Here is a 22362-nt window from a genome sequence, read left to right as displayed (position 1 = left end):
AAGCTCCGCCTGTCCTCAAGCCGATGATCCGCTTACCGGAAGGACGACGACCTTCGTGCCGACCGGAACGCGACGGTACAGATCCATGATGTCCTGGTTCAGCAGGCGAATGCACCCGGACGAAACCATGGTGCCGATCGTCCACGGCTCCACTGTGCCGTGCAGCCGGTAATACGTGTCTTCGCCATTCGTGTAGAGGTAGAGTGCGCGGGGACCGAGCGGATTGCCGTTTCCGCCGGGCAGCCCTTCCTTCAGCGGGCCGTACCGATCCGGCTCCCGCGCGATCATCGCCGGCGTCGGGCGCCAGCCCGGCCATTCGGCCTTGCGGGCGATCGTCGCCTCGCCCTGGAAATTGAACCCTTCCTGCTTGCCGACGCCGATGCCGTAGCGCATCGCACGGCCGTCCTGCATCACCAGATAGGCGTAGCGCGCGGCGGGATCGACCACGATGGTCCCGGGTTGCCTTTCGGTCTCATAGACCACGACACGGCGCAGGAATTGCGGCTTGACCCGTTTCAGGTCGATCGCCGGAACCGGAAAGGGCTCGGTGTCGATCGACGAATACATGGTCGCATAGGAGGTCTCGGCTGTCGGTCCGGGAGCGATGGACGGGCGCTGTTGCATCGAGCACCCTGCAAGCGCCAGCGACGCGCCGGCCAGTAGACTGCGTCTGGTGATCATCATTTGACTGCTGGGAACCTCGTGAAACCTGTGGCGCCGTTAGACCCGGTGGCACGCACGGTGTCCATGTGTTATGAGGTCATAGAAGCCATAGCCATCGGATATGTGAATGAATATCGCCGTCGCCTTGCGCGCGTTCGTCCGTACCGTCGAACGCGGTTCCGTCACTGCCGCTGCCCGCGATCTTTCCGTCTCGCAGCCCGCCGTCACCAAACATCTGCGCAATCTCGAGCAGCATCTCGGTGCCAGGTTGCTCGAGCGCTCCGCCCGGGTGGTCCGGCCCACGCCGCAAGGTCAGGCGCTCTACGATGCGAGCCGTTCGGCGCTGGCTGCGATCGACGCCGCGCTGGAAGGGGTGCGCCGCGACATGGGAGCGATCGAAGGCCCGCTGCGCCTCCATGCCCCCTCGTGCATTGGCGCCAGGCACCTGCACCCGATCGTGATGCGTTTCCAGAAGCTGTTTCCGGCGGTCACGATCGATCTCGTTGTGGAAAACCGTGAGGTCGACCTCGTCTACGAGAACTTCGATATCGCGGTGAAATACGGCCGCCCGGCGGGGCAGGAACTGATCGTGCGTCGCCTGGGCCTTGTCCGACGAATCCTGGTCGCCTCACCGACCTTCCTGCAGCGGAGCGGGCCCATCGAAACGGTCGAGCGTCTGTCCGAGATCGACGTGATCACCAGTTCCACCTTGCTGTCACAGCGCGACACGCTCACCCTTCAGCAAGGGGAAGCGTCGGTCGACGTCCCGGTCCGGCCGGTCCTGCGGACCAACAATGCGGAGGTGATCTCCGCGACGCTTCTCAGCGGCCACGCGGCGGGTCCCGTCCAGCGGCTTCTGGTCAACGACGAGCTGGCGGACGGGCGGCTCGTCCATATCCTGCCGGGCTATGAGGTCAGGCCGACGGAGGCGTTCCTTGCCTATCCCTCCGTCCGCTTCATGCGGCCGGTCGTTCGTGCGTTCAGCGATTTCGCCGTTCCCGCGCTTCGAGCGGTCGATGGCATCGACCGGTCGGACGCTGCCGCGTAGTCGACGCGGCGAGGGTTCTCACCCCCTCCACAGCCCTTCTCTGCGCAGGTCGTCCATCGTTCGCGAGATGCCTTCGCGCAGGATCGCGACCATGTCGTCGACCTGTTCCCGGCTGATCACCAGCGGCGGCGACATCACGCACATGTTGATCAGCGGCCGCACCAGAAGACCCAGCTCCTGGCAGTGCCGGTCGATGCGCCTGCCGACCTCGTTGTCGAGCTTCAGCGGGTTCATGCTGTCGCGGTCGGCGACGCATTCGATGCAGGCCATCAGGCCGAGGCCGCGCACCTCGCCGACCAGCGGCAGCTCCTCCAGCGTCCTCAGCCGCTGCTGGAAATAGGGTCCGACCGAACGCGCATGGTCGAGGATGCCGCCTTCCAGAAGGTCGAGATTCTTCAGCGCCACCGCGCAGCCGACCGGGTGGCTGGAATAGGTCAGCCCGTGCGCGAACATCGCGTCGGGATGGTTCGAGCGGCGCAGCGTCTCGAACAGCCGGTCCGACATCATCACGCCGCCGAGCGGGAAATAGCCGGAGGTGACGCCCTTGGCGAAGGTGATCATGTCCGGCTCGACGCCGAACACGTCCAGCGACGCGAAAACCTCGCCGACGCGCCCGAACGCCGTCACCACCTCGTCGGAGATGTAGAGGATGTCGTTGTCGCGGCAGATTTGCGCGATGCGTGGCAGGTAGTCGTCCGGCGGCACGATCACGCCCCCCGAGGCCTGGATCGGCTCGGCCACGAAGGCGCCGATCCGCTCCGCGCCGATGCGCGCCACGGTCTCGCGGAATTCCTCGACGAGAAAATCCGAAAACGCCTCGACGCTCATCCCCGCCGGCCGCCGGAACGGATTGGGCGAGGAGAGCTTGACCACCATGCCGTCGGCGCCGTCCATCCAGTCGCGGTCGCGCGGGCGGCCGTTGAGGGAGCCGGAGAGATAGGTTGAGCCGTGATAGGCGCCCTGGCGCGACAGGATCGTCTTCTTCTCCTGCCGGCCGCGCACATTGTTGTAGAACTGCATGAAGCGCAGCGCCGTCTCGACCGCGGACGAGCCGCCGGTCGTGTAGAAGACATGGTTCAGATCGCCTGGCGCGTGTGCGGCCAGCCGCTCCGACAGCGCCACCGACGGCTCGTTCATCGTGTACCAGGGCGTGTTGTAGGAGAGCTCCATCGCCTGGTCGCGCATCGCGTCCGCCAGTTCCGCGCGCCGGTGCCCGACATTGACGCACCACATGCCGGCCGGCCCGTCGATCAGCCGCTCGCCCCCGGCGCCCGTGATGTAGATGCCGTCGCCGTACGCGATATAGGTGCGCGCCTCCGCGCCGATCTGGCCCGCCGTCGGCCATGGCTGGACAAGGTGCCGGGCCGCGCGCTCCGTGGTCCCGTCGCCGGCCGCGTCCGCGGCGTCGAGCTTTTCGAGTGCGGCCATCTGCTGCTCCCGCCGAAGGGTGCCGTCAGTCACGGCACATGAAAGCAAAAACGACGGAAATCAAAAGGAAATTCGTCCTGTTTTGAATATCCGTTCAGTCAATATGGCAGAAATAGCGCTTGATTTCAATTGGGACTTGCGCATGATGCCGGAAAGCCGGTTGATAGGCGCGCGGAACCGATCCGCGCCGGGAAGAGCGAATGGCACTCACGCCCCTCTTGCGACCCATCCGTAGGCACGGAGCCAGATGATGGCTGCGGCTGCGGAAGGGGTTTCGGCAGGGCCTGCGTCCCGCGCGCGAACCGGATCCTTTCTGCAGTCGGAGGAGGCGAAGGGCTACACGCTCATCTCCGCGCCGTTCCTCTATGCGCTGGCCATGCTCGGCCTGCCGGTGGTCGTCGTCATCGCGCATTCGTTCTGGACGCAGACCTACCTCACCGTCGACCGCACCTTCACGCTGGAGAACTACCGGCAGGCGATCTTCGAGCCGATCTACCAGGACCTGCTGTTTCGCTCGCTGTGGATCTCGCTCACCGTCAGCGTGCTCACCGTCGCGCTCGCCTATCCGGTGGCCTATTTCATCTCGTTCCACGGCGGCAGGCACAAGAACATCTGGCTGTTCGTCATCACCGTGCCGTTCTGGACGAGCTATCTCCTGCGCGTCATGGCCTGGAAGGTCGTGCTCGGCTACAACGGCGTCATCAACTCGGCGCTGATGGGGCTCGGCATCACGACCGAGCCGTCGGACGCCTTCCTCTACAATTCCACCGCCGTGCTGATCACGCTCACCCATGCCTGGGTGGCCTTCGCCATCCTGCCGATCTTCGTCTCGCTGGAGAAGGTCGACCGGACGCTGATCGAGGCCGCGACCGATCTCGGCGACGGTCCCATGCGCTCCTTCCTGCGCGTCACGCTGCCGCTCTCGCTGCCCGGCGTCATCGCCGCGCTGCTGATCGTGATGATCCCGACCGTCGGCGACTACGTCACGCCGAAGATGGTCGGCGGCACCGACGGCGTCATGATCGCCAACGCCATCCAGGCGCAGTTCGGCCGCGCGATGAACAAGCCGCTCGGTGCGGCCCTCTCTGTCACCACCATGATCGCCGTCTGCCTGATGGCCGGCGGCGCAGTGCTGGCGCTGCGCGCGGCGGTGAGGGCGCTGCGATGAACCCGGCGCGCCGTTTCGCCGGAAGCTGGCTGCCGGCCTATGCCGTTCTGTTCATCCTGTTCCTCTACCTGCCGGTGCTGCTCCTGCCGGTCTTCTCGCTCAACGCGTCGCCGTCGCCGCAGTTTCCGCTCTCCGGCTTCACGCTCAAATGGTATGCCGGCCTGCCCAGGACGCCGGCGCTGCTCGACGCCGCCTGGAACAGCCTCCTGGTCGGCGTGGCAGCCGCGCTTCTATCCACCGTGCTTGGCATCTGCGCCGCCCGCGCCCTGACGCGCTACCGCTTCCGCGGCCAGCGCGCCATGCAGGGGCTGATCATGGCGCCGCTGGTCATGCCCGAGATCATCGTCGCCGTGTCGATCCTGATCATCGTGCTCGCAATCGGCATGCCGCTGACGCTCTTCACCGTCACGCTCGGCCACGTGCTCGTCTGCCTGCCCTATTCGATCTCGGTGCTCATTTCCGGCTTCGAGGGTTTCGACAGCAGCCTGGAGGAGGCCTCGGCCGATCTCGGCGAGACCTCTTTCGGCACCTTCCGGCGCGTCACGCTGCCGATGATGGCGCCGGCGATCATCTCCAGCCTGCTGGTCGGCTTCACCATCTCGCTCGACGATTTCATGATGGCCTTCTTCCTCGGCGGCAACGACGTGACGCTGCCGGTCTATATCTGGGGCCAGCTGCGCTTCGCCGCGCGGCTGCCGGGGGTGCTGGCGCTCGGCACGCTGCTTCTGGTCGCGTCCATCCTTCTTCTCACCATCGCCGAACTCATGCGTCGCCGCGCGCAGGAGCGAACCCAGACGACCGGAGGTCTGCTTGCCTGAACCCGCCGCGCGACCGATGATCGAGATCGATGCCGTGACGCGCAGCTACGGCGATTTCCACGCCCTCGACCGCGCGACGCTGACCATCCGCGAAGGCGAGTTCTTTTCTCTCCTCGGCCCCTCCGGCTGCGGCAAGACCACGTTGCTCCGGCTCATCGCCGGCTTCGACCAGCCGACCTCGGGCACGATCGCCATCGACGGCCAGCCGATGGCCGGCATCCCCGCCAATGCGCGGCCCACCAACATGGTGTTCCAGTCCTACGCCATCTTCCCGCATCTCAAGGTCGGCGAGAACGTCGCCTACGGGTTGAAGCGGATGAAACTGGGCGCGGCCGAGGAGAAGCGCCGCGTCGACGAAGCGCTGTCGATGGTCTCGCTCGCCGGCCTGCAGAACCGCGGCGCGACCGAGCTCTCCGGCGGCCAGCGGCAGCGCGTCGCGCTGGCGCGTGCGCTGGTCATGCGGCCCAAGGTGCTCCTGCTCGACGAGCCGCTCTCGGCGCTCGACAAGAAGCTGCGCGAGCAGATGCAGGTCGAACTGCGCAAGCTGCAGCAAGCTGTCGGCATCACCTTCATCCTGGTCACGCACGACCAGTACGAGGCGCTCGCCATGTCCGACCGCATCGCCGTCATGTTCGGCGGCCGTATCGCGCAGGTCTCGACGCCGAAGGAAATCTACCAGAAGCCGGTCAACCGCCAGGTCGCCGACTTCCTCGGCGGCATGAATTTTATCCGCGCCGACCTCGTCGAGGAAAACGGCGAGTCGATCGTCGTCGACACGGCCGCTTTCGGGCGGATCAAGACTGAAAAGCCGCGCGCCTTCGCCGCCAAGGGCCGCGAGGCCACCCTCGGCATCCGCCCGGAGCGCCTGCGCGTCCTGTGGGACGACGCGACCGCGAAGCACGAGATCGCCGGCACGGTGGTCGAGCGGCACTATTTCGGCGAGATCACCCATCTCGTTGTCGACGTGCCCGGCATGGAAAAGCCGCTCTCGGTCACCGAGACCAACGATTTCGGCGCCGACGACCTGCCGCTCGGGGCAAGGATCAGGCTGGGCTACGATCCCGACGCGCTGGTGGCGCTGGCGGATTGACGGGTCGGCCTACATTTTAACGTTTTGGCGAGGCATAGATAGGATCTTCTCGCCGCGGAAATGTGATCTTGCGCGCATCGCTGCGAAGTTTAGACTGCTTTGATGCGGAGTAGAAAATGTCAGGTCGCGAATCGATGAACGTTATAGCAGCGTTCACTGAGGACCAAGCTGCTCGCCTGACTGGCGTTAGCAAGCGTCAGCTCGCGTCTTGGTACAAAAGCGGTTTCTTTGTTCCGAGTATAGATTTTCATGAATCTGGACGAGCTTATAGCCGACTTTACTCATTTCGCGATCTTCTCTCACTTCGCGTGCTGAACCAGCTTCGCAATGAGACGCGAGTATCGTTCCCACACCTCCGGGAGGTCAAGGAAGAGCTTTCTCACTTGGGCGATGAAAGGTGGGTGAAGAGTATCCTCTACGTAAGAGGAAAAAAGGTCGTCATTGAACGCGAAAATGCGACCCGATATGAAGCCGGCTCTGGGCAGGAAGTACTTCAGATACCTCTAAAAATCGTCGTTAGTGGTATGCATGAGCGGATCAAGCAACTTGGTGTTCGTGACGCTGACAAGATCGGGAGTATAGAGCGCAAGCGCGGCGTTGTTCATAATCAGGCTGTAATAGCCGGCACTCGCGTGCCAGTGAGCAGCGTAAAGTCGTTTGCTGACGCAGGCTATTCCGTTGATCAAATCAAACGCGAATATCCATCTCTAACCGAGGATGACATTCGCGCTGCCATTGCCTTTGACGAGGCTGCGTGACCGGGAAACACGGCAGCTTTCGTGTCCTCTTAGATGCCGGTGTCCCGGTTTCCGTTTCAGATATTTTTCTAGCTAACCACCACACTGTGATTTTCTACGATCAGGTCCTGATGGAGCAAGCGGATGATCGACTTGTCTGTGCGACCGCTCTTGCAAATCAAGCCGTTCTCGTCGTCATAGACCGAGACTTCAATCAACTGGCTAAAAGGTACGGAGTAACTCCGCAAGGAGACCGATACGATGAGCTAAGCATCATTCGCCTCGGATGCAATGAGGTGCTTGCGTCCAAGCGACTTGCCCAGGCAATGTCTCTTATTGGTGTTGAATGGTCTTATGCTTTGGAGAAGAAAGCGCGTCGTATGTGGGTTGATATTGGACCTCATTTTATCCGTACCAACCGCTAGGAGCGTTTCAAACTACTTGAGCCCCTCCGCCACCATCCTCCCCGCCACGATCGCCCCCTCCACATAGCCCGGATACTCCGGCGAAATCTCCGAGCAGGCGAAATGCAGCGGGCCGATGCCGGCGGCAATCACCGCCTCGGCGTCCCGAGCGTTCATGTCCATGATCAGGTCGCTGTAGGCGCCGCCCGACCATTGGTCATGGGACCAGTCGCGGACCAGCATGTCCAGCGGCGCGGCGGCCTTAGATCCCAGCGCGCCGGAGAGAAAAGCGAGGAAGTCCTCGCGGATGCCATTCTCTCCCCGCTCTCGCCATTCCAGCGCGCTCGGCCCGCCGATGAAGCCGGTCAGCGCCGGCCGCTCGCGCGTGCCGGTGTCGCAGGCGAACAGTCCGGCGGGTTCGCGGAACATCACGACGCCCGACAGCCCTTTGTCGAGCCAGAAGGCGCGGCTGTAGCGGATGAACAGCTTGATCACGAAACCGCTGCGCCACACCGACAGCGCATACGCCAGAGGTGCCGGCAGGGCAGGGGCGTAGTCGAGCCGCGCGGCCATCGAGGGCGGCAGGGCGACGATCGCCGCGCGGGCCTCGATCGTTCCGGAGGGCGTGGCGACGCTCACGCCGCCTTCGCTCCAGACGATCCCGCGCGCCGGCGCCGACAGCCGCACGCGGTCGCCAAGCTCAGCCGCGAGATCCTCCGCCAGCGCATGCATCGTGCGTGCGGGAAAATGCTGCAGCTCGAACTGCTCGTTGGTGATGCGCCGGTCGTTGTCGATCATGTACCACAGCGGCACGTCGTCGATCGGCTGGCACCACAGGCCCTCCAGCATCGAGCGGAAGGCGGCCTTCTGGTTCGCATCCTCCGGCTGGCGATCCAGCCAGGCGACGACGGTGAGGCCGGCGATCGCAGGATCGTCCGGGTCCATTGCGACATAGCGGTCGCGCAGCTCCATCGCGCCCTGCCGCGCCCGGTCGAGGCTGTCTGACGGCAGCGGCGGCACCGACACGTCCCGTCCCTCGAAGGCGGGGCTGACCAGTCTGTGCCCGTGCTCGCGCAGCAGCGCCATCACGTTCGCCATGTCGTCGCAGGCGAACTGCCCGCCGGTGTCGACACGCTCGCCGAGCGCATTCACCTGCGATTCCACCCGCCCACCCACCCGGTCGCGCGCCTCCAGCACGACGACATCCTTGCCCTGCCGCGCGAACTCGCGAGCCGCGGAAAGACCGGTGAAGCCGGCGCCGATGATGATGACGTCATGCATTGGAGATCGACCCTCGCCTTCCGTCTACACCTGTTCGAGGGTGTGGGCGAGGGTGGGGACGCCGTGAATCCCCGCCGTCGCGCCCCCTCCACCACGCTTCGCGTGGTCCCTTGCCGGGGCGAGCCACTTGTCTCGCCCGTCCTTCGGACCCCCCGCTTCGCAGGGGAGGATCGGGTGCCTCGCCGCCCTCCCGTGGCTACCTTCATCAAAAGGATAAGAAGCAATGGCCGAGCGCGTAGATCCTCCCCCGTAATACGGGGGAGGGGGACCATGCGAAGCATGGTGGAGGGGGCGTGTGGGAGCCTACGTCTTGTGGTGGAGGGGGCGCGAGAGGCTGATGTCGTGCGAAGTCCGGGTCAGCCCTGAGGTGGATCGATTTCCGCCCGTTTCCCGCTAACCCCTTGTTCCCGTTGGCGCGCAAAATCTTTTCATCCACCCTTCGCGAAACTGCCCCAAACTATGTCCGGTCAAAACGGGGAGCCGGCGATGGGCTGGAGGGCGAAGGCGGGGAGGCAACAGGCGTTGAAGGCGCGGATCGTCATGCGCCTGTTCTCGATCGCCGACTCGGCCGAACGGGCTGCCGGCCGGTCGTTCTGGGTCCGCTGGTGCGTGCTGTGGGCCGCCTGGCAGGCCAATGCGCTGCTGAGCGCCTATGTCGAAGGCACGCTGCGGAGTTTCGCGCGCAGACCCTGGACGCCCGTCCCGATGCCGGCCGGCTTCGGCGGCAGTCCTCTCGACGCGGAGGACATCGCCGATTCGCTCAGGGCATTCGGCCACTACATGCGGGCCATCGCAGCGCAGCTATGCCGCCTGTCGTTCCTGCACCGTGGGCAGGCGTCCGACGAGGCCGGCAACGAGGGCGACGCGATCCATGGCCTCGGTGCGTTCATCAAGAGACTTGCCATATCCGCCGCCGTGCCGGTCGAACCCCACGATACGTCCTGAGGTGCGCCTGTCGTGCCCTTATCGCAGCATCATCGCCTATGAAATCGGCCTTCCCGTGCACGGGGAGGACAATTTCGCGCGCCGTCATTCCGGGGCCGCGCAGCGGAACCCGGAACCCAGAGCGCCGGGCAGGCAGGCCGTTCACCGACCGTCGCGCCCATGCCGGAGCGCAGATCGGGTTAATACACCAGCGTTGGCGCGCTGGATTCCGGGTTCCGCTGCGCGGACCCGGAATGACGGCGCTGACATGCCGTCGACCGCGCTCCTCATCCGCCCTTCGGACACCCATGCCTGGGCGAGCCGCTTGTCTCGCCCGTCCTTCGGACCCCCGCGAACGGGGAGAAGGAAGGACGCATAAGCCCGTACCGCCCATCCGGTTCTCTTCAATACCCCGATTTGATCTTCTCGAATTCGGCGATCATCTTGGTCTTCAGCTCCGCCGGCACGGGGGACTGGAACAGGGTCTTGTCGACGAATTTTTCCACGTCGGCATAGCCTTTCGCCTTCAGCACTTCGGGATCGACCGCCTCCATCGCCTTGGCATTGGCATGGCCGTAGCCCCAGTCGTTGACGATGTATTTGGCGACCTCCGGGTCGTCGTTGACGTCGGACAGGAACTCGTAGGCCTTGTCCGTGTTGCCGGGCGCGTCCTTCAGCATCACGTAGCCGCAGACCCAGGTCGTCAGGCCTTCGGCCGTGTCGCGATTGATGACGAAGGGCTTGCCTTCGTTGGCGAGCTGCGTGCCGGCGTCGTTCCAGGCCCAGGCGAGGTCGACCTCGCCGCCGCCCAGCGCCTGCACGATCTCCGTCGAATCGGTCCAGTAGAGGCGCACGTTCTTGTGCACCTCGCGCAGGAAGTCGGAGGCCTGCTTGAACTGCTCGTCCGTCATCGCCGTCCAGTCCTTCAGCCCGATGACGAGGCTCGCCAGCGCATAGGCGTCGTCGACATTGTCACCGATCGAGACGCGGCCCTTGAACTTCGGGTCGGCGAAGGCCTTCAGCGAGGTCACCTCCTCCCGCTTGATCTTCTCGCTGTTGTAGGTCAGCGCGGTGTTGCCCCAGTCCCAGGGCATGAACCAGGCCTTGCCGTCTGCGTCCGTGGCGAGGTTCTTCATCGCCATGATGCCGGGGTTCAGGTCGTTCCAGCCACGGATCTTCGAGGTGTCGAGCGGCTGCAGGATGCCCGCCTCGCGCCACTTCACCACGCTCTGCGAACAGGGGTGCGCGAGGTCGGTCTTGAAGCCGGCGCGAATCTTCTCGAACGCCTCGTCCTCGTCGCCGAAGAAGGTAAAGGTCGGCGAGTCGCCGTATTTCTCGACATATTTCGGATGAAAGGCCGGGTCCTCGTAGCCCGACCAGTCGAAGATGGTGAGCTCGCCATCCTCGGCGAGCGACACGGTCGACACCGACGCGGCGAGCGCGGCGGCAAGGGATGCGGTGAGCAATGTCCGTCTGCCGAATGCTGTCATGCCGAATGCTGTCATGATGGGGTTCTCCTGTCCCGTTTTCGTTCCCGTATGCTTGATCTGGGCGCCCCTTGTCCCGGGCTACGTCCGGCGCGCGCCGGACTGCGCAAAGTGCTTCGGAAAGACGATCGCCAGATGTTCGAGCGCGGCCTCATGCGCCTTCTCGCGGTTGATCTCCTCGCCGCCCATCATCAGCCGCAGCCACAGACCTTCCAGCATCGCCGCGAGGCCGAGCGCGACCTTCTCCGGATCGAAGGCGTAGCCGCCATCCTTCGCAAGTGCGGCGCAGAGCTCGACCATCGTGTTCTGGTAGGCGAGGTCGCGCGACCCGCACAGCGCCTGGTAGGTCGGCCGCGACTTCGCCTCGCCCCAGAACGCGCACCAGGCGGCGAGCTTGCGGCGCGAGCAGATCGCGCGGTCGAAGTCGGCCGCGACGACCGCCGCCAGCCGCTTCGCCGGATCGTCGCCCGCCTTGTCCAGCGCGCCGCGCCAGTGGGCGGCATATTCCTCGGACATGTGCTGGAGGGTGGCGACGAGCAGCTTTTCCTTGGACTCGAAATGGAAATTGACGATGCCGCGCGACAGACCGGCGCCGTCCGCCACGTCGGCCATCGTCGTCTCGGAATAGCCGCGCTTCGCCAGCGAATCGATCGTCGCCTCGATCAGTTGCAGCCGCCGCGTCTCCTTCGAGGCCTTGCGGCCCTTGCGTTCGCTGTCAGCTTCTCTGGGCTGTTCCGATTTCGGGCGTTCGGCGGTCTTGAGCATCTGTCTGATTATTCCGGCTTGTTTCCGCGCAGATGGGTGGGCCGGTGCTCGCCGGAGTCAAGCACCTTCTGCATCGCTTCCCAGGTCTTGATGTTCTTGCGCACATAGTCCTCGCCGACCGCGTTCGAAGCCTTCTCGAACATCGGGCCTTTGAGGTTCTCCAACTCGCCACGCGCGACCTCGCGGTACCATGGATTGCGGTCGACCGTGACGACATCACGGAAGCCGGCGCGCTCCATCGCCGCGCGGTAGCGGGCGGGCGATGCCATGGCGAAGCTCAGGCCTTCCGCCGCGATATAGGCCTTCATGTCGTCCGACGGCTCGCCGTCGTGGGAGATCATCCAGTTCGACGCGGCAAATGTGCCGCCGGGCCTCAGCACGCGGAAGATCTCGGCGAACATCGCGTCCTTGTCCGGAACGTGCAGCAGCGCGTCCTTGGAAAAGACGACGTCGAAACTCTCGTCGGGAAAGGGCAGCGCGCCCGGCGGCGCCTGCACGAACTCGACGACGTTGGCGAGCCCGCACATCGCGGCGCGGTCGATCGCGTGGCGGATCACCGGCTCCTCGATGTCGAAGCCGGTGACATGGGCCGCGCCGTGCTGCCTGAAGATATGGATCGCGATGCCGCCCGAGCCGCAGCCGATGTCGAGCACGCGCTTGCCCTTGACGTCGACGCCCTCGAGCACGCGGTCGACCTCGTCCGGACCACCGGGCGACAGCCAGCCGTCGCCCCACAGCGCTTCCAGGAAGCGGATCGCGGTGTCGTCATATTCGGGCTGGTCGTGCATGGCCCGCAACTCTCCCGCGCGGATCGGTCGACAGTATGCAAAACCCTAGCGCAGTTGGAGGAAATCGCAAGCGCTCTTGTTGAACGTTCATTCAAAATGGCTGGACAGGTGAGGATTTTCCGTGGCAGCCTTGCGAAAGACCGCGAGGGGAGACGGCTTGAAGACCTGGGACGCCATCGTGATCGGCGCGGGCCACAACGGCCTCGTCAACGCCTGCTACCTGCAGCGGGCGGGCCTCGACGTGCTGGTGGTCGAGAAGAACGACTGGGTCGGCGGCGCCGCCACAAGTCGCGAGCTCACGCCCGGCTGGCTCTATTCCAACTGCTCCTATGTCTGCTCGCTGTTTCGGCCCGAGATCATGCGCGACCTCGAACTGCCGCGCTTCGGCCTGCAGGTCATCCCCTACGAAGGCGGCGCGGTGCTTACGCAGGATGGCGACTATCTCGCTTCCTACCGCGACCACGACGCTCACCGGCGCGAGTTCGCGCGGTGGTCGCCAAGGGACGCGGGAGCCTACGAGCGCTACGCCCGCGACGTGACACGGCAGTGCCGCTTCATCCAGCCGCTCTTGATGCGCACCGCACCCGACCCGACGAGCCTCAAGCCCCGCGACCTCGGGGAGTTGCTCTATCTCGGCAAGAAATTCGGCGGGCTGACGCCGGCCGAGATGGCGCTGACGCTCCGCTTCTGGACGATGTCGATCTCGGATTTCCTCGACGAGTATTTCGAGACGCCCGTGATCAAGGCGAACCTCGCGCTCTCCGGCATCATCGGCACGGCGCTCGGGCCGATGTCGCCCGGCACGGCATACGTGCTTCTCCACCACTACATGGGCGAGGTCGACGGTTCCGTCGGCGCCTGGGGTTATGCGCGGGGCGGCATGGGCGCGGTGACCAAGGCACTGGCGGACTCCTTCAAGGCCTCGGGCGGCACCATCCGCACCGGCGCCGGCGTCGACCACGTCCTCGTCCGCGGCGGCCGCACCACCGGCGTGGTGCTGGCGAATGGCGAGGAGGTGAGCGGAAAGATCGTCATCTCCAATGCGGACGTGAAGCGCACCTTCCTCAAGCTGGTCGAGGAGAACGAACTGCCCGAGCCGTTCCTGCGGCGGGTGAAGAACTTCAAGATCCGCGGCTCGTCCGGCAAGGTGAACATAGCCCTGGATTCGATGCCGGAGTTTCCCGCCCTGCCGAAGGACTCCCCCTGCCTCAAGGGCGATATGCACTTCACCGACACGGTGGAGCGGATGGAGCGCGGCTACGACGACTGGAAGGAAGGCCGCTTCTCGGCCGATCCCTTTCTCGACATGGTCATCCCGACCACGCTCGACCCGACCATGGCGCCGGCGGGCAAGCATTTCATGTCCTGCTTCGTGCAATACGCGCCGCCGAAGATCGAGGGGCGCGACTGGACCGACGCCGACCGCGACGCCTTCGCCGAGACCGTGATTTCCCAGATAGCCGATTATTCGCCCGGCTTCCGCGACCGCATCGTTCACATGGAGGTGCGCACACCGCGTGAGATCGAGGCGGAAGTCGGCCTGACCGAAGGCAACATCTTCCAGGGCGAGCTGACTTTCGACCAGCTCCTCTTCAACCGCCCGGTGCCGGGCTACGCGCAGTACCGCTCGCCAGTTGGCGGCCTCTACATGTGCGGCTCGTCCACCCATCCCGGCGGCGGCGTCATGGGCGCGCCGGGGCGCAACGCCGCGGCCGAGATCCTGCGCGACTTGAAGCGGCCCAACCGGCAAATGAGCGACGCCCATGACGTCATCTGAGCTGTTCGACATCATCGTGATCGGCGGCGGCCACAATGGCCTCGTCGCCTCGGCCGTGCTCGCCAAAAGCGGGCGCAGGGTGCTGCTGCTGGAGGCCGACACGGAGGTCGGTGGCCCGGCGCGGACCGAAGAATTCTTCCCCGGTTACCGCGCCTCGACCGCGCATGTGCTGAATCGGCTGCATCCGGAGGTGGTCAAGGCGATCGATCTGCCGCGCCATAGCCTGACCTTCGCCCGCACGGACCTCGCGCCGACAGTCCTCATTTCCTGCGACCGCGACCCTATTATCCTCTCCGGCGGTTGGGGCGAGGCGATCGACGGCGACGTAACGGCCTCGGAAACGCAGGCCTGGCTCGCCATGCGGGCCCAGCTCTTCCGCTACGCTGCCATTCTCAAGCCCTTCCTGACCAAGCTCCCGCCGTCCCTCGGCAGCATGGCGCTGACGGAAGCGCTCAGCTTCGGCGGTATAGCCCTGGCGCTTAAGCGCCTCGGCAGGGAAGACATGCGCGACTTCCTGCGCATGATGCTGATGAACGTCCATGACGTCGCCGACGAGCACCTTTCCGACGACCGGTTGAAAGGCTTCGTCGGCTTCGAGGCCGTGCTCGGCAGCCATCTCGGTCCGCGTTCGCCGACGTCGCTGCTCGGCCTCTATTATCGGCTGACGGGTGAGGTCGCCGGCGCGGCCGGCGGACAGGTCATTCTGCAAGGTGGCATGGGCGCGGTGGTCGCGGCGATGCGCAACGCGGCGGAGGCTGGCGGCGTCACGATCCGCACCGGCGCGCCCGTCTCGCGCATCCTGGTCGAGAAGGGCCGCGCCACCGGAATCCGCCTGGAGAGCGGCGAAGAAGTCCGCGCCGATATTGTCGTCTCGGCGATCAACCCGCGCACGACGCTTGTCGATCTCGTCGGCCCGGCCGAACTCGACACCGGTTTGGTGCGCAAGGCGCTGGCGATCCGCATGAGAGGCAATGTCGCAAAGCTCTACCTCGCGCTCTCCGGCGTCCCCACATTCCGCGCGCCGCGGGAGGCGTTGGCGGGCAGGCTGGTGATCGCGCCGTCATCGGAGGCGGTGGAGCGTGCGTTCAACCCGGCGAAGTACGGCGAGTTTTCGCCCGAGCCCGTGATGGAGATCGTGCTGCCGAACCTCGCCGACCCCTCGCTTGCGCCAGCCGGCGGCTGCGTGCTCTCCGCCAACGTCCAGTTTGCGCCCTATGCGCTGAAGGGCGGGTGGGAGATCGGCAAGCCCGCTTTCCTTGCCGCAATCATGGCGGTGCTGGAACGCTATGCGCCGGGCATTGGCTCGCTTGTGAAGCATGCCGAGTTGCTCACTCCCTCTGACATCGAGGCGCGCTACCGCATGCCGGGCGGCCATTGGCATCATGGCGAGCTGCAGGTCGACCAGATGCTGGTCAACCGGCCGTTCTTTGGGGTCGAGCGATATGCGTCGCCGGTCGAGGGGCTGTGGCTCGCCTCCGCCGGTTCGCATCCGGGCGGCGGGATTTCGGGCGTGCCGGGGATGAATGCCGCGCGAGCGGCGCTGAAGGGGAGGGAATGATGATCTGTTCCCATACCCCCACGCCGTCATCCTCGGGCTTGTCCCGAGGATCTACCAACTTCGGCGAACGGGCAGTACGGTCTTCGGACACGTGGCCAGCGGCAGCAGATCCTCGGGACAAGCCCGAGGATGACGGCGTTGCCTATTCGGCAGACCAGCGGAGGGCTGCTTGAAGCTCGACCTCTCTATGACGAACGTTCTCGCCACCCGCCGCGCGGCCCAGTCCCACATCGAGCACCTGCGCCTCGAATCGCCCTTCCACCCCCGCCTCGCCGCGCTGTCGCAGCAGAACGACTGGTATTCCTGGGCCGGCTACAAGGCGCCGCATTCTCTGTGGGACGAAGAGATGGAGTATTTCGCCATCCGCTCGCAGACGGCGGTGTTCGACATCTCGCCGATGGTGAAATACCGCATCGAGGGGCCGGATGCCGAGGCATTCTGCAATCGCCTGACACTCCGCAACGTCGCCAAGCTCAAGCCGGGCAAGGTGCACTACACTGCGTGGTGCGACGACGAGGGGCATGTGCTGGACGACGGCACGCTGTTCCGCCTTTCCGCGACACGGTTCCGCCTGTGCTGCCAGGAGCGGCACCTGCCATGGCTGCTCGACAGCGTTATCGGCTTCGACGTAACCGTAAGAGAGGAGACCGAGGAGATCGCAGGGCTTGCGGTGCAGGGGCCTACCTCCTGCGCGGTGCTCAAGGATGCGGGCCTTGCTGGCATTGAGATGATGAAGCCGTTCGACATCCGCGTCTTTCCCTTCGGTGCGGGCGAGGTGACAGTCTCGCGCACCGGCTTCACCGGCGATCTCGGCTACGAGCTGTTTGTCGAGGCGGAGCTTGCGCTGGCACTCTGGGATCACCTGTTCGAGGCGGGTCAGCTGCGCGGCATCCGCGCCATCGGCTACACCGCGCTCAACCGTGCGCGCATCGAAACCGGCTTCATCGTCGCCAATGCGGATTTCATCGCGGCCGAGCATGCCGTCCGTGCCGACCGCGTGCGCATGCCCGACGAGATCGGGCTCGACTGGATGGTCGACTTCGACAAGCCGCATTTCAACGGTCGCCGCGCTATCGAGCGCGCGCGGCGCGAGGGCACGCTGAAACATGTGCTCGTCGGCCTCGAGATCGAGGGCAACGTGCCGGCCGAGCATGCGATCGTCTACCATCGCAAGACGAAGGAGGCGGGGATCGTCACGGCCGGCATCTGGTCGCCGACGGGCAAGCGCAACATTGCGATTGCCAGCCTGGAACGGCCCTTCGGGACGAAGATCGTCGACGATCTCTGGGTCGAGATCTACGCCATGCGCGAACTGCGCTACCAGAAGCTGATGAAGCGCGCTAAGATCGTCGAACGGCCCTTCGTCAAGCTCGCGCGACGCACTGCCACCCCGCCTGGGGATTTCTGATGGCGGACGACGATTCCGAACTTGCCGAGAACTGGGCGCTCGTCCGTATGCCGCTCGGCGAGGCGTGGTCCGGCCGGGCGCGCTATGCGGCGGCGATGTTCCTCTACAAGCGGGGGCTGATGAACGCCGAGACGCTGGAGGTCTACAGGCTCTGCTCCCGCCTCGACCACCAGGACCCGCTGGCGATCATCCGCGACCGGGGATGCGGCAAGTACTGGCTGGAGAAGATGGGAGTCTAGCCCTCCCCTTTCCTCCGTGAACAGTAATGGGACGCTAGGATTTCGGCGGATGCGCCACGACCTGGCGGCCGAAGTCCGGAACGTCCACTTCCTGACCGGCTTCGATGATCGAGCGGCGGACTGCGCGCGTACGAGTGAAGAGGTCGAACAGCTTCTCGCCGTCGCCCCAGCGCACCGCTTTCTGCAGATAGGCGAGGTCTTCGGAAAAGCGCGCCAGCATTTCGAGAATCGCGTCCTTGTTGTGCAGGCACACGTCCCGCCACATGGTCGGGTCGGAGGCCGCGAGGCGGGTGAAGTCGCGGAAGCCGGAGGCGGCGTATTTGATGACTTCGCCTTCCGCCACCTCTTCCAGATCGCTGGCGGTGCCGACGATGTTGTAGGCGATGATATGCGGCAGGTGCGAGACGATCGCCAGCACGCGGTCGTGGTGCTCGGCGTCCATCACGTCGACATTCGATCCGCAGGCGCGCCAGAAGGAGGACAGCTTCTCCAGTGCTGCCGGGTCGGTGCCGGGCAGAGGCGTGAAGATGCACCAGCGGTTCTCGAACAGGTCGGCAAATCCCGCGTCCGGTCCCGACTTCTCGGTCCCCGCCAGCGGATGCCCCGGGATGAAGTGCACGCCGGCCGGCACGTGCGGCGCCATCTGTGCGATGACCGAGCCCTTGGTCGAGCCGACGTCCGTCAGGATCGCGCCCTGCTTCAGGGCCGGCGCGATCTCCTCGGCCACTGCGCCGGACGAGCCGACGGGAACCGAAACGATGACGAGGTCGGCGTCGCGCACCGCCTCCTTTGCATCGGTCGAATAGCTGTCGCCGAGACCGAGCTCTTCGGCGCGCTTCAGCGTCGCCGCGCTGCGCGTGGAGATGGCGATGTGCTTCGCCAGCCCTTCGCGGCGGATGACACGCGCCAGCGACGAGCCGATCAGGCCGATGCCGACCAGCGCGATCTTCTCGAACTGCGGCTCGGTCATTTGAGGAAGTCCTTCAGCGCCGCAACGACGCCGCGATTGGCGTCCTCGGTGCCGATCGTCATGCGCAGCGCGTTGGGGAAGCCGTAGGCCGCGACCCGGCGCAGCACATAGCCGCGGGCGGTGAGATAATCGTCTGCCTTCGCGGCCGAATGCGCGTCGCCGGCCGGGAAGTGGATCAGGACGAAGTTGCCGACCGAGGGGGTGACGTTGAGACCGAGCTTCGTCAGCTCTTCCGTCGTCCAGGCCAGCCACTGCTCGTTGTGCGCGACAGACCGCTCGACGTGCGAGCGGTCGCGGATCGCGGCGATCCCGGCCTCGATCGCGGCGGCGTTGACGTTGAAGGGGCCACGCATGCGGTTCATCGCGTCGGCGATGTGGGCCGGACAGTAGGCCCAGCCGAGACGGATACCGCCCAACCCGTACACCTTGGAGAAGGTGCGGGTCATCACGACGTTTTCGGTCGAAGAGACCAGCTCGATGCCGGACTCGTAGTCGTTGCGGCGCACGAATTCGGCATAGGCCGCATCCAGCACCAGCAGCACGTTCTTCGGCAGAGCGGCGTGCAGTCGCCTTACCTCATCGAAGGGGATGTAGGTGCCGGTCGGGTTGTTCGGATTGGCGAGGAAGACGATGCGGGTCCTGTCCGTCACGGCGGCAAGGATCGCGTCTACATCGGTCGTCGCGTCCTTCTCCCGGACGGTTACAGGTACAGCGCCTGCGGCCTGGGTGTAGATCTTGTAGACGAGGAAACCATGCTCGGTGATGATCGCCTCGTCGCCCGGCGTGAGATAGGTCTGCGCCAGCAGGCCGAGTATCTCGTCCGATCCGTTCGAGCAGACGATGTTGGCGGGGTTCAGCCCGTGCACCTCGCCGATCGCTTCGCGCAGCTTCGTAGCGGCACCGTCGGGATAGAACTCCATCTTCTCGGTCAGTGCCTTAACCGCCTCCTTGGCGGCGGGCGAAGCGCCGAGCGGGTTCTCGTTGGAGGAGAGCTTGTGGAGCTTCACGCCGGCAGGGGCCGCGCTCTTGCCCGGCACGTAGGCCGCGATGTCCATCACGCCGGGTTTGGGCTCGGGACGAAGGGATGCGGACATGGCGGCTGTTCCTGTTCGAGAAGACGCGTGCCTTTAGCGGATTTTGGTGGGGTGGGGGAAGGGGGCGCGGCCGGTCGGGGCGATCGGACGCTCATTCGCCAACCTGCGGGCCTACGGCGATCCCTCGCGAAAAGGAGATATGCAACCATAGATATGTTAAATTCATCACAGACAATCTGAGATACCGGAGTTACCAAGAGGAAGGCTGGGCGGTCGGGAGTGTCGCGACGCCCGAGCGTCTGTGTTGGGGGAGACTGTCATGGCGCGGATACGCAGGGACGTGGCAAAGCTTGGCGCGGGCTGGAACCCGACGCTCGAATGGTATGCACTTGCGGTCGAGGCGCTGCTGCAGCGCCCGATCACGGACCCAACCAGCTGGACATATCTTGCCGCCATCCACGGCATGGATCCGGGCGGCTGGGTCAGCAACGGCGTCATCAGCCCGAGCGCGCCACTGCCGTCGCCATCGCAGCGGGCGACGATGTGGGACCAGTGCCAGCACGGCGGCTGGTTCTTCCTGCCGTGGCATCGCGGTTACCTCGCCGCCCTCGAGGCGGTGGTGGCGCAGACGGTCGCGGATCTCGGCGGTCCAGACGACTGGGCCCTGCCCTACTGGAACTATCTCGACGCTTCGAACCCGAACAGGGCCAATATGCCGGCGCCGTTCACCGCGGCGACCATGCCGAACGGCAGGCCAAATCCACTGGCCGCTCCGCCGCGCGTCTCGACGCAGCTCAACTTGGCGCGAATCTCGCTCGCCGCGATGAGCGAGACGCGCTTCACATCCGCACCTGGTACGCTCGGCTTCGGAGGCGGCGCGACGGGGTTCCTGCATTTCGGCGGCGCGACGGGAGCGGTGGAGCAGGATCCGCACAACATCGTGCACGTCATGATCGGCGGCTTCATGGGCGATCCCGACTATGCCGGTCTAGATCCGATCTTCTGGCTGCATCACTGCAATGTCGACCGATTGTGGGCCGCCTGGCTCACTTGGGCGGGCAACGTCCAGGAAAACGGCGCCGCCTGGACCGGCGGTCCGTTCCCGCGGCAGTTCCAGATGCCCGATCCGGCGGGCAATCTCGCCGTCTTCACGCCGGGCGACACCTTGCCGGGAGGCGCGCTTGCGCCTACGTACGACGATCTCACGGCCGGTACCGGCGGGCCGACGCTCGTGGCCGGTGTCGGAGGAGCCGCCATGCCCGCAACGCTTTCGTCCGTTCCGCCTCCGCCGTCGCAGCTTCTCGGCTCGAACGACGGCCGCGTCGTCGTGGGGGCTTCGCCCGCCGCGACGAGGGTCGCGCTAGCTCCCGAGGCCGCGAGCCCCGCCGCGCTCGCGCCGCGACGCATCTTCCTCAACCTGGAGAACATCAAAGGCACGGCGCCCAGCGGGACGCTCGCCATCTCCGTTGGCGTACCCTCGGCTGGCACGGTGCCTGCCGTGGCGCCTGCGCCGGTGAAGACGGTCTCGCTCTTCGGCCTCGCCAAGGCGACGCGCTCGGACGGGCCGCATGCCGGCAACGGGCTTGGCGCGGTAATCGACATCACCGACCTGGCGCGCCGGCTGATGGAGCGAACCGGTGCCGGGCTCGAGCAGCTCGACGTGCGGGTCGAGCAGGTGGACGGCGCGCCGGCCAGCGAGATCACGATCGAGAAGGTGACGGTGGTCAGCCAGCCCGGCGGTTGAGGAACGGCGGTGTTCTCGTTCCTGTCGACCGCATCGCCGCCGCTGCGCGGACTGGCCGTCGTGGCGGCGTCGGGCTTCGCGGCTTCCGCGCTCCTGCAGCGGCAGGACGGCCTGTCCGCGCTCTGCGGCGCGCTCGGGCGGGTTCCGTTGTCCGAACTGCCGCTCGCGCTCGGGCCGGGCTGGTCCATCTGGCCAGTCCTGGCCGAGTGGACTCTGATGGTGGCGGCGATGATGCCGCTGCTGATCGCCGATCCCGTGGACAACGTCTGGCGCTCGAGCATCGCGAGGCGTCGGTCCCGCGCACTGGCCCTGTTCGGGGCCGGCTATGTGCTGGCGTGGCTTGCAGCCGCCGTCATCCTCGTTCCAGCCGTTGTGGCGATGCTGCTCGTCCTGCCGGGTTCGGTCGCCTTGCCAGTATCCCTCGTGCTTGCTGTTCTCTGGAGTGCGTCGCCGGCAGCACAGGTGGCACGCAACCTCTGCCACCGGCGGCACCGGATCAGCGCGTTCGGTTCGCGGGCCAACCGGGAATGCCTCTCCCACGGCCTGCGCACCGGCTCCGCGTGCGTGATGACGTGCTGGCCCTGGATGCTGGTGCCGTTCACCGTCGCAGGCGGTCACGTGGCCGCGATGGCGGTGGTTGCCCTCGTATTGTTCTGCGAGAGAGTTCTCCCGGCGGGGTCCCCGCGATGGCAGGTCCCGCCGGCCTTTGAGACGCTTCGCGCGCTTCTGCCGCGTCAGAAGGTCTTGGGCAGGTTGTAGGTCGACTCCTCGATTACCTGCCAACCGTCAACCTTCCGGTTGATGAGCGCCTTCACCTTTTCGCGGTCGCGCGGACTGTTCATCGGCACGGTGGCGATGACGGTCGATTGGGTGTTGGGCGCGAGTTCGACCTCGCCGAGTTCCGGCAGCGAGGCGAGCTGCTTCTTCAGGTCTTCGGTGTCGGGGCTCGTCTGGTTGGGGGCGCGGCGCGCATAGTCCTCCAGCAGTACCAGCCTTGTCCGAAACTCGCCCATGGGATGCCTCCTGCGCGC

At 65.6% G+C, this 22362-nt stretch carries 22 protein-coding genes; 13 read left to right on the top strand and 9 right to left on the bottom strand.

The window, feature by feature from the left end; genetic code table 11:
* Positions 1-15: 15 nt before the first annotated feature.
* Positions 16-684 carry a L,D-transpeptidase gene (locus tag B9Z03_RS26120; protein ID WP_085466901.1) on the bottom strand — a complete coding sequence of 223 codons (669 nt, stop codon included), beginning with the start codon at positions 682-684 and terminating at the stop codon, positions 16-18.
* A gap of 106 nt (positions 685-790) precedes the next feature.
* On the opposite strand from B9Z03_RS26120, the gene B9Z03_RS26115 reads away from it, so the two are divergent.
* Complete coding sequence (locus B9Z03_RS26115; RefSeq protein ID WP_085466900.1) at positions 791-1711, top strand: LysR family transcriptional regulator; 921 nt, start codon at positions 791-793, stop codon at positions 1709-1711.
* Between the two features lie 18 nt (positions 1712-1729).
* Here the strand turns inward: B9Z03_RS26115 and B9Z03_RS26110 are convergent, their stop codons facing one another.
* Positions 1730-3139, bottom strand: coding sequence for an aminotransferase (locus B9Z03_RS26110; protein WP_085466899.1), 1410 nt, complete (start codon positions 3137-3139; stop codon positions 1730-1732).
* 250 nt (positions 3140-3389) lie between these two features.
* Between B9Z03_RS26110 and B9Z03_RS26105 the strand changes: the two genes are divergently transcribed.
* The 5 genes from B9Z03_RS26105 (at position 3390) to B9Z03_RS29605 (ending at position 7377) form a co-directional block, all read left to right on the top strand.
* A complete protein-coding gene (locus tag B9Z03_RS26105) occupies positions 3390-4307 on the top strand; it encodes an ABC transporter permease (protein WP_085466898.1) in 918 nt (305 codons plus the stop codon).
* Positions 4304-5125 (top strand): ABC transporter permease, encoded by an 822-nt coding sequence (locus B9Z03_RS26100; RefSeq protein WP_085466897.1) that lies wholly within the window; start codon positions 4304-4306, stop codon positions 5123-5125. The genes B9Z03_RS26105 and B9Z03_RS26100 overlap by 4 nt, the downstream gene beginning before the upstream one ends.
* Before the next feature lie 16 nt (positions 5126-5141).
* Complete coding sequence (locus tag B9Z03_RS26095) at positions 5142-6215, top strand: ABC transporter ATP-binding protein (RefSeq protein WP_085466896.1); 1074 nt, start codon at positions 5142-5144, stop codon at positions 6213-6215.
* A gap of 116 nt (positions 6216-6331) precedes the next feature.
* Entirely contained in the window at positions 6332-6973 is a 642-nt protein-coding gene (locus B9Z03_RS26090; RefSeq protein ID WP_085466895.1) for a DUF433 domain-containing protein, read from the top strand.
* A complete protein-coding gene (locus B9Z03_RS29605) occupies positions 6970-7377 on the top strand; it encodes a DUF5615 family PIN-like protein (RefSeq protein ID WP_139832397.1) in 408 nt (135 codons plus the stop codon). Before B9Z03_RS26090 ends, B9Z03_RS29605 begins: the two co-directional genes overlap by 4 nt.
* A 12-nt stretch (positions 7378-7389) precedes the next feature.
* Here B9Z03_RS29605 and B9Z03_RS26085 read toward each other — a convergent pair whose 3' ends face one another.
* Complete coding sequence (locus tag B9Z03_RS26085) at positions 7390-8637, bottom strand: flavin monoamine oxidase family protein (protein WP_085466894.1); 1248 nt, start codon at positions 8635-8637, stop codon at positions 7390-7392.
* Between the two features lie 486 nt (positions 8638-9123).
* On the opposite strand from B9Z03_RS26085, the gene B9Z03_RS26080 reads away from it, so the two are divergent.
* Positions 9124-9582 carry a hypothetical protein gene (locus B9Z03_RS26080; protein WP_139832396.1) on the top strand — a complete coding sequence of 153 codons (459 nt, stop codon included), beginning with the start codon at positions 9124-9126 and terminating at the stop codon, positions 9580-9582.
* A 383-nt stretch (positions 9583-9965) separates the two neighbouring features.
* On the opposite strand, the gene B9Z03_RS26075 is transcribed toward B9Z03_RS26080, so the two are convergent.
* The 3 genes from B9Z03_RS26075 to B9Z03_RS26065 form a co-directional block, all read right to left on the bottom strand.
* A complete protein-coding gene (locus tag B9Z03_RS26075; RefSeq protein ID WP_244561848.1) occupies positions 9966-11066 on the bottom strand; it encodes an ABC transporter substrate-binding protein in 1101 nt (366 codons plus the stop codon).
* A gap of 63 nt (positions 11067-11129) precedes the next feature.
* Entirely contained in the window at positions 11130-11813 is a 684-nt protein-coding gene (gene betI, locus B9Z03_RS26070; protein WP_085466892.1) for a transcriptional regulator BetI, read from the bottom strand.
* Positions 11814-11821: 8 nt separating this feature from the next.
* Positions 11822-12601 carry a class I SAM-dependent methyltransferase gene (locus B9Z03_RS26065; protein WP_085466891.1) on the bottom strand — a complete coding sequence of 260 codons (780 nt, stop codon included), beginning with the start codon at positions 12599-12601 and terminating at the stop codon, positions 11822-11824.
* A gap of 157 nt (positions 12602-12758) precedes the next feature.
* Here B9Z03_RS26065 and B9Z03_RS26060 point away from each other — a divergent pair, with 157 nt between their 5' ends.
* From B9Z03_RS26060 to B9Z03_RS26045, 4 genes are all read left to right on the top strand, one after another.
* The gene (locus B9Z03_RS26060) at positions 12759-14378 is read left to right on the top strand and encodes a phytoene desaturase family protein (RefSeq protein ID WP_085466890.1); all 1620 of its coding nucleotides are present in this window, start codon (positions 12759-12761) and stop codon (positions 14376-14378) included.
* On the top strand, positions 14365-15936 hold the full coding sequence (locus tag B9Z03_RS26055; RefSeq protein WP_085466889.1) for a phytoene desaturase family protein: 1572 nt from the start codon (positions 14365-14367) through the stop codon (positions 15934-15936). Before B9Z03_RS26060 ends, B9Z03_RS26055 begins: the two co-directional genes overlap by 14 nt.
* A 187-nt stretch (positions 15937-16123) precedes the next feature.
* A complete protein-coding gene (locus B9Z03_RS26050) occupies positions 16124-17344 on the top strand; it encodes an aminomethyltransferase family protein (RefSeq protein ID WP_085467875.1) in 1221 nt (406 codons plus the stop codon).
* Positions 17344-17583 carry a hypothetical protein gene (locus B9Z03_RS26045; RefSeq protein ID WP_085466888.1) on the top strand — a complete coding sequence of 80 codons (240 nt, stop codon included), beginning with the start codon at positions 17344-17346 and terminating at the stop codon, positions 17581-17583. Before B9Z03_RS26050 ends, B9Z03_RS26045 begins: the two co-directional genes overlap by 1 nt.
* Before the next feature lie 34 nt (positions 17584-17617).
* Here B9Z03_RS26045 and B9Z03_RS26040 read toward each other — a convergent pair whose 3' ends face one another.
* Both B9Z03_RS26040 and hisC read right to left on the bottom strand, forming a co-directional pair.
* Entirely contained in the window at positions 17618-18553 is a 936-nt protein-coding gene (locus B9Z03_RS26040) for a prephenate/arogenate dehydrogenase family protein (RefSeq protein ID WP_085466887.1), read from the bottom strand.
* Complete coding sequence (hisC, locus tag B9Z03_RS26035) at positions 18550-19647, bottom strand: histidinol-phosphate transaminase (RefSeq protein WP_085466886.1); 1098 nt, start codon at positions 19645-19647, stop codon at positions 18550-18552. The genes B9Z03_RS26040 and hisC overlap by 4 nt, the downstream gene beginning before the upstream one ends.
* 259 nt (positions 19648-19906) lie before the next feature.
* Between hisC and B9Z03_RS26030 the strand changes: the two genes are divergently transcribed.
* Together B9Z03_RS26030 and B9Z03_RS26025 are read left to right on the top strand one after the other, a co-directional pair.
* Positions 19907-21331, top strand: a complete 1425-nt coding sequence (locus B9Z03_RS26030; RefSeq protein ID WP_085466885.1) for a tyrosinase family protein — start codon at positions 19907-19909, stop codon at positions 21329-21331.
* 9 nt (positions 21332-21340) lie between these two features.
* Positions 21341-22090 (top strand): copper chaperone, encoded by a 750-nt coding sequence (locus B9Z03_RS26025; RefSeq protein WP_085466884.1) that lies wholly within the window; start codon positions 21341-21343, stop codon positions 22088-22090.
* Here B9Z03_RS26025 and B9Z03_RS26020 read toward each other — a convergent pair.
* Entirely contained in the window at positions 22066-22344 is a 279-nt protein-coding gene (locus B9Z03_RS26020) for a hypothetical protein (RefSeq protein WP_085466883.1), read from the bottom strand. The two genes, B9Z03_RS26025 and B9Z03_RS26020, sit on opposite strands and share 25 nt — an antisense overlap.
* Positions 22345-22362: the final 18 nt, after the last annotated feature.

Origin of the sequence: Mesorhizobium australicum, from assembly GCF_900177325.1 — a bacterium.
Taxonomy (GTDB): Bacteria; Pseudomonadota; Alphaproteobacteria; order Rhizobiales; family Rhizobiaceae; genus Mesorhizobium_A; species Mesorhizobium_A australicum_A.
The sequence above is the reverse complement of the archived record's forward strand: the minus strand, read 5'-3'. Positions and strand labels throughout refer to the sequence as shown.

Excerpts from the sequence above, each read along its gene's own strand:
- B9Z03_RS26085 (WP_085466894.1), bottom strand. The coding sequence starts at position 8,637 with ATGCATGACGTCATCATCATCGGCGCCGGCTTCACCGGTCTTTCCGCG.
- B9Z03_RS26115 (WP_085466900.1), top strand. The coding sequence starts at position 791 with ATGAATATCGCCGTCGCCTTGCGCGCGTTCGTCCGTACCGTCGAACGC.
- B9Z03_RS26065 (WP_085466891.1), bottom strand. The coding sequence starts at position 12,601 with ATGCACGACCAGCCCGAATATGACGACACCGCGATCCGCTTCCTGGAA.
- B9Z03_RS26045 (WP_085466888.1), top strand. The coding sequence starts at position 17,344 with ATGGCGGACGACGATTCCGAACTTGCCGAGAACTGGGCGCTCGTCCGT.
- B9Z03_RS26100 (WP_085466897.1), top strand. The coding sequence starts at position 4,304 with ATGAACCCGGCGCGCCGTTTCGCCGGAAGCTGGCTGCCGGCCTATGCC.
- betI (WP_085466892.1), bottom strand. The coding sequence starts at position 11,813 with ATGCTCAAGACCGCCGAACGCCCGAAATCGGAACAGCCCAGAGAAGCT.
- B9Z03_RS26050 (WP_085467875.1), top strand. The coding sequence starts at position 16,124 with ATGACGAACGTTCTCGCCACCCGCCGCGCGGCCCAGTCCCACATCGAG.
- B9Z03_RS26080 (WP_139832396.1), top strand. The coding sequence starts at position 9,124 with ATGGGCTGGAGGGCGAAGGCGGGGAGGCAACAGGCGTTGAAGGCGCGG.
- B9Z03_RS26105 (WP_085466898.1), top strand. The coding sequence starts at position 3,390 with ATGGCTGCGGCTGCGGAAGGGGTTTCGGCAGGGCCTGCGTCCCGCGCG.
- hisC (WP_085466886.1), bottom strand. The coding sequence starts at position 19,647 with ATGTCCGCATCCCTTCGTCCCGAGCCCAAACCCGGCGTGATGGACATC.
- B9Z03_RS26120 (WP_085466901.1), bottom strand. The coding sequence starts at position 684 with ATGATGATCACCAGACGCAGTCTACTGGCCGGCGCGTCGCTGGCGCTT.
- B9Z03_RS26090 (WP_085466895.1), top strand. The coding sequence starts at position 6,332 with ATGTCAGGTCGCGAATCGATGAACGTTATAGCAGCGTTCACTGAGGAC.
- B9Z03_RS26055 (WP_085466889.1), top strand. The coding sequence starts at position 14,365 with ATGACGTCATCTGAGCTGTTCGACATCATCGTGATCGGCGGCGGCCAC.
- B9Z03_RS26030 (WP_085466885.1), top strand. The coding sequence starts at position 19,907 with ATGGCGCGGATACGCAGGGACGTGGCAAAGCTTGGCGCGGGCTGGAAC.
- B9Z03_RS26075 (WP_244561848.1), bottom strand. The coding sequence starts at position 11,066 with ATGACAGCATTCGGCATGACAGCATTCGGCAGACGGACATTGCTCACC.
- B9Z03_RS26020 (WP_085466883.1), bottom strand. The coding sequence starts at position 22,344 with ATGGGCGAGTTTCGGACAAGGCTGGTACTGCTGGAGGACTATGCGCGC.
- B9Z03_RS26095 (WP_085466896.1), top strand. The coding sequence starts at position 5,142 with ATGATCGAGATCGATGCCGTGACGCGCAGCTACGGCGATTTCCACGCC.
- B9Z03_RS26110 (WP_085466899.1), bottom strand. The coding sequence starts at position 3,139 with ATGGCCGCACTCGAAAAGCTCGACGCCGCGGACGCGGCCGGCGACGGG.
- B9Z03_RS26040 (WP_085466887.1), bottom strand. The coding sequence starts at position 18,553 with ATGACCGAGCCGCAGTTCGAGAAGATCGCGCTGGTCGGCATCGGCCTG.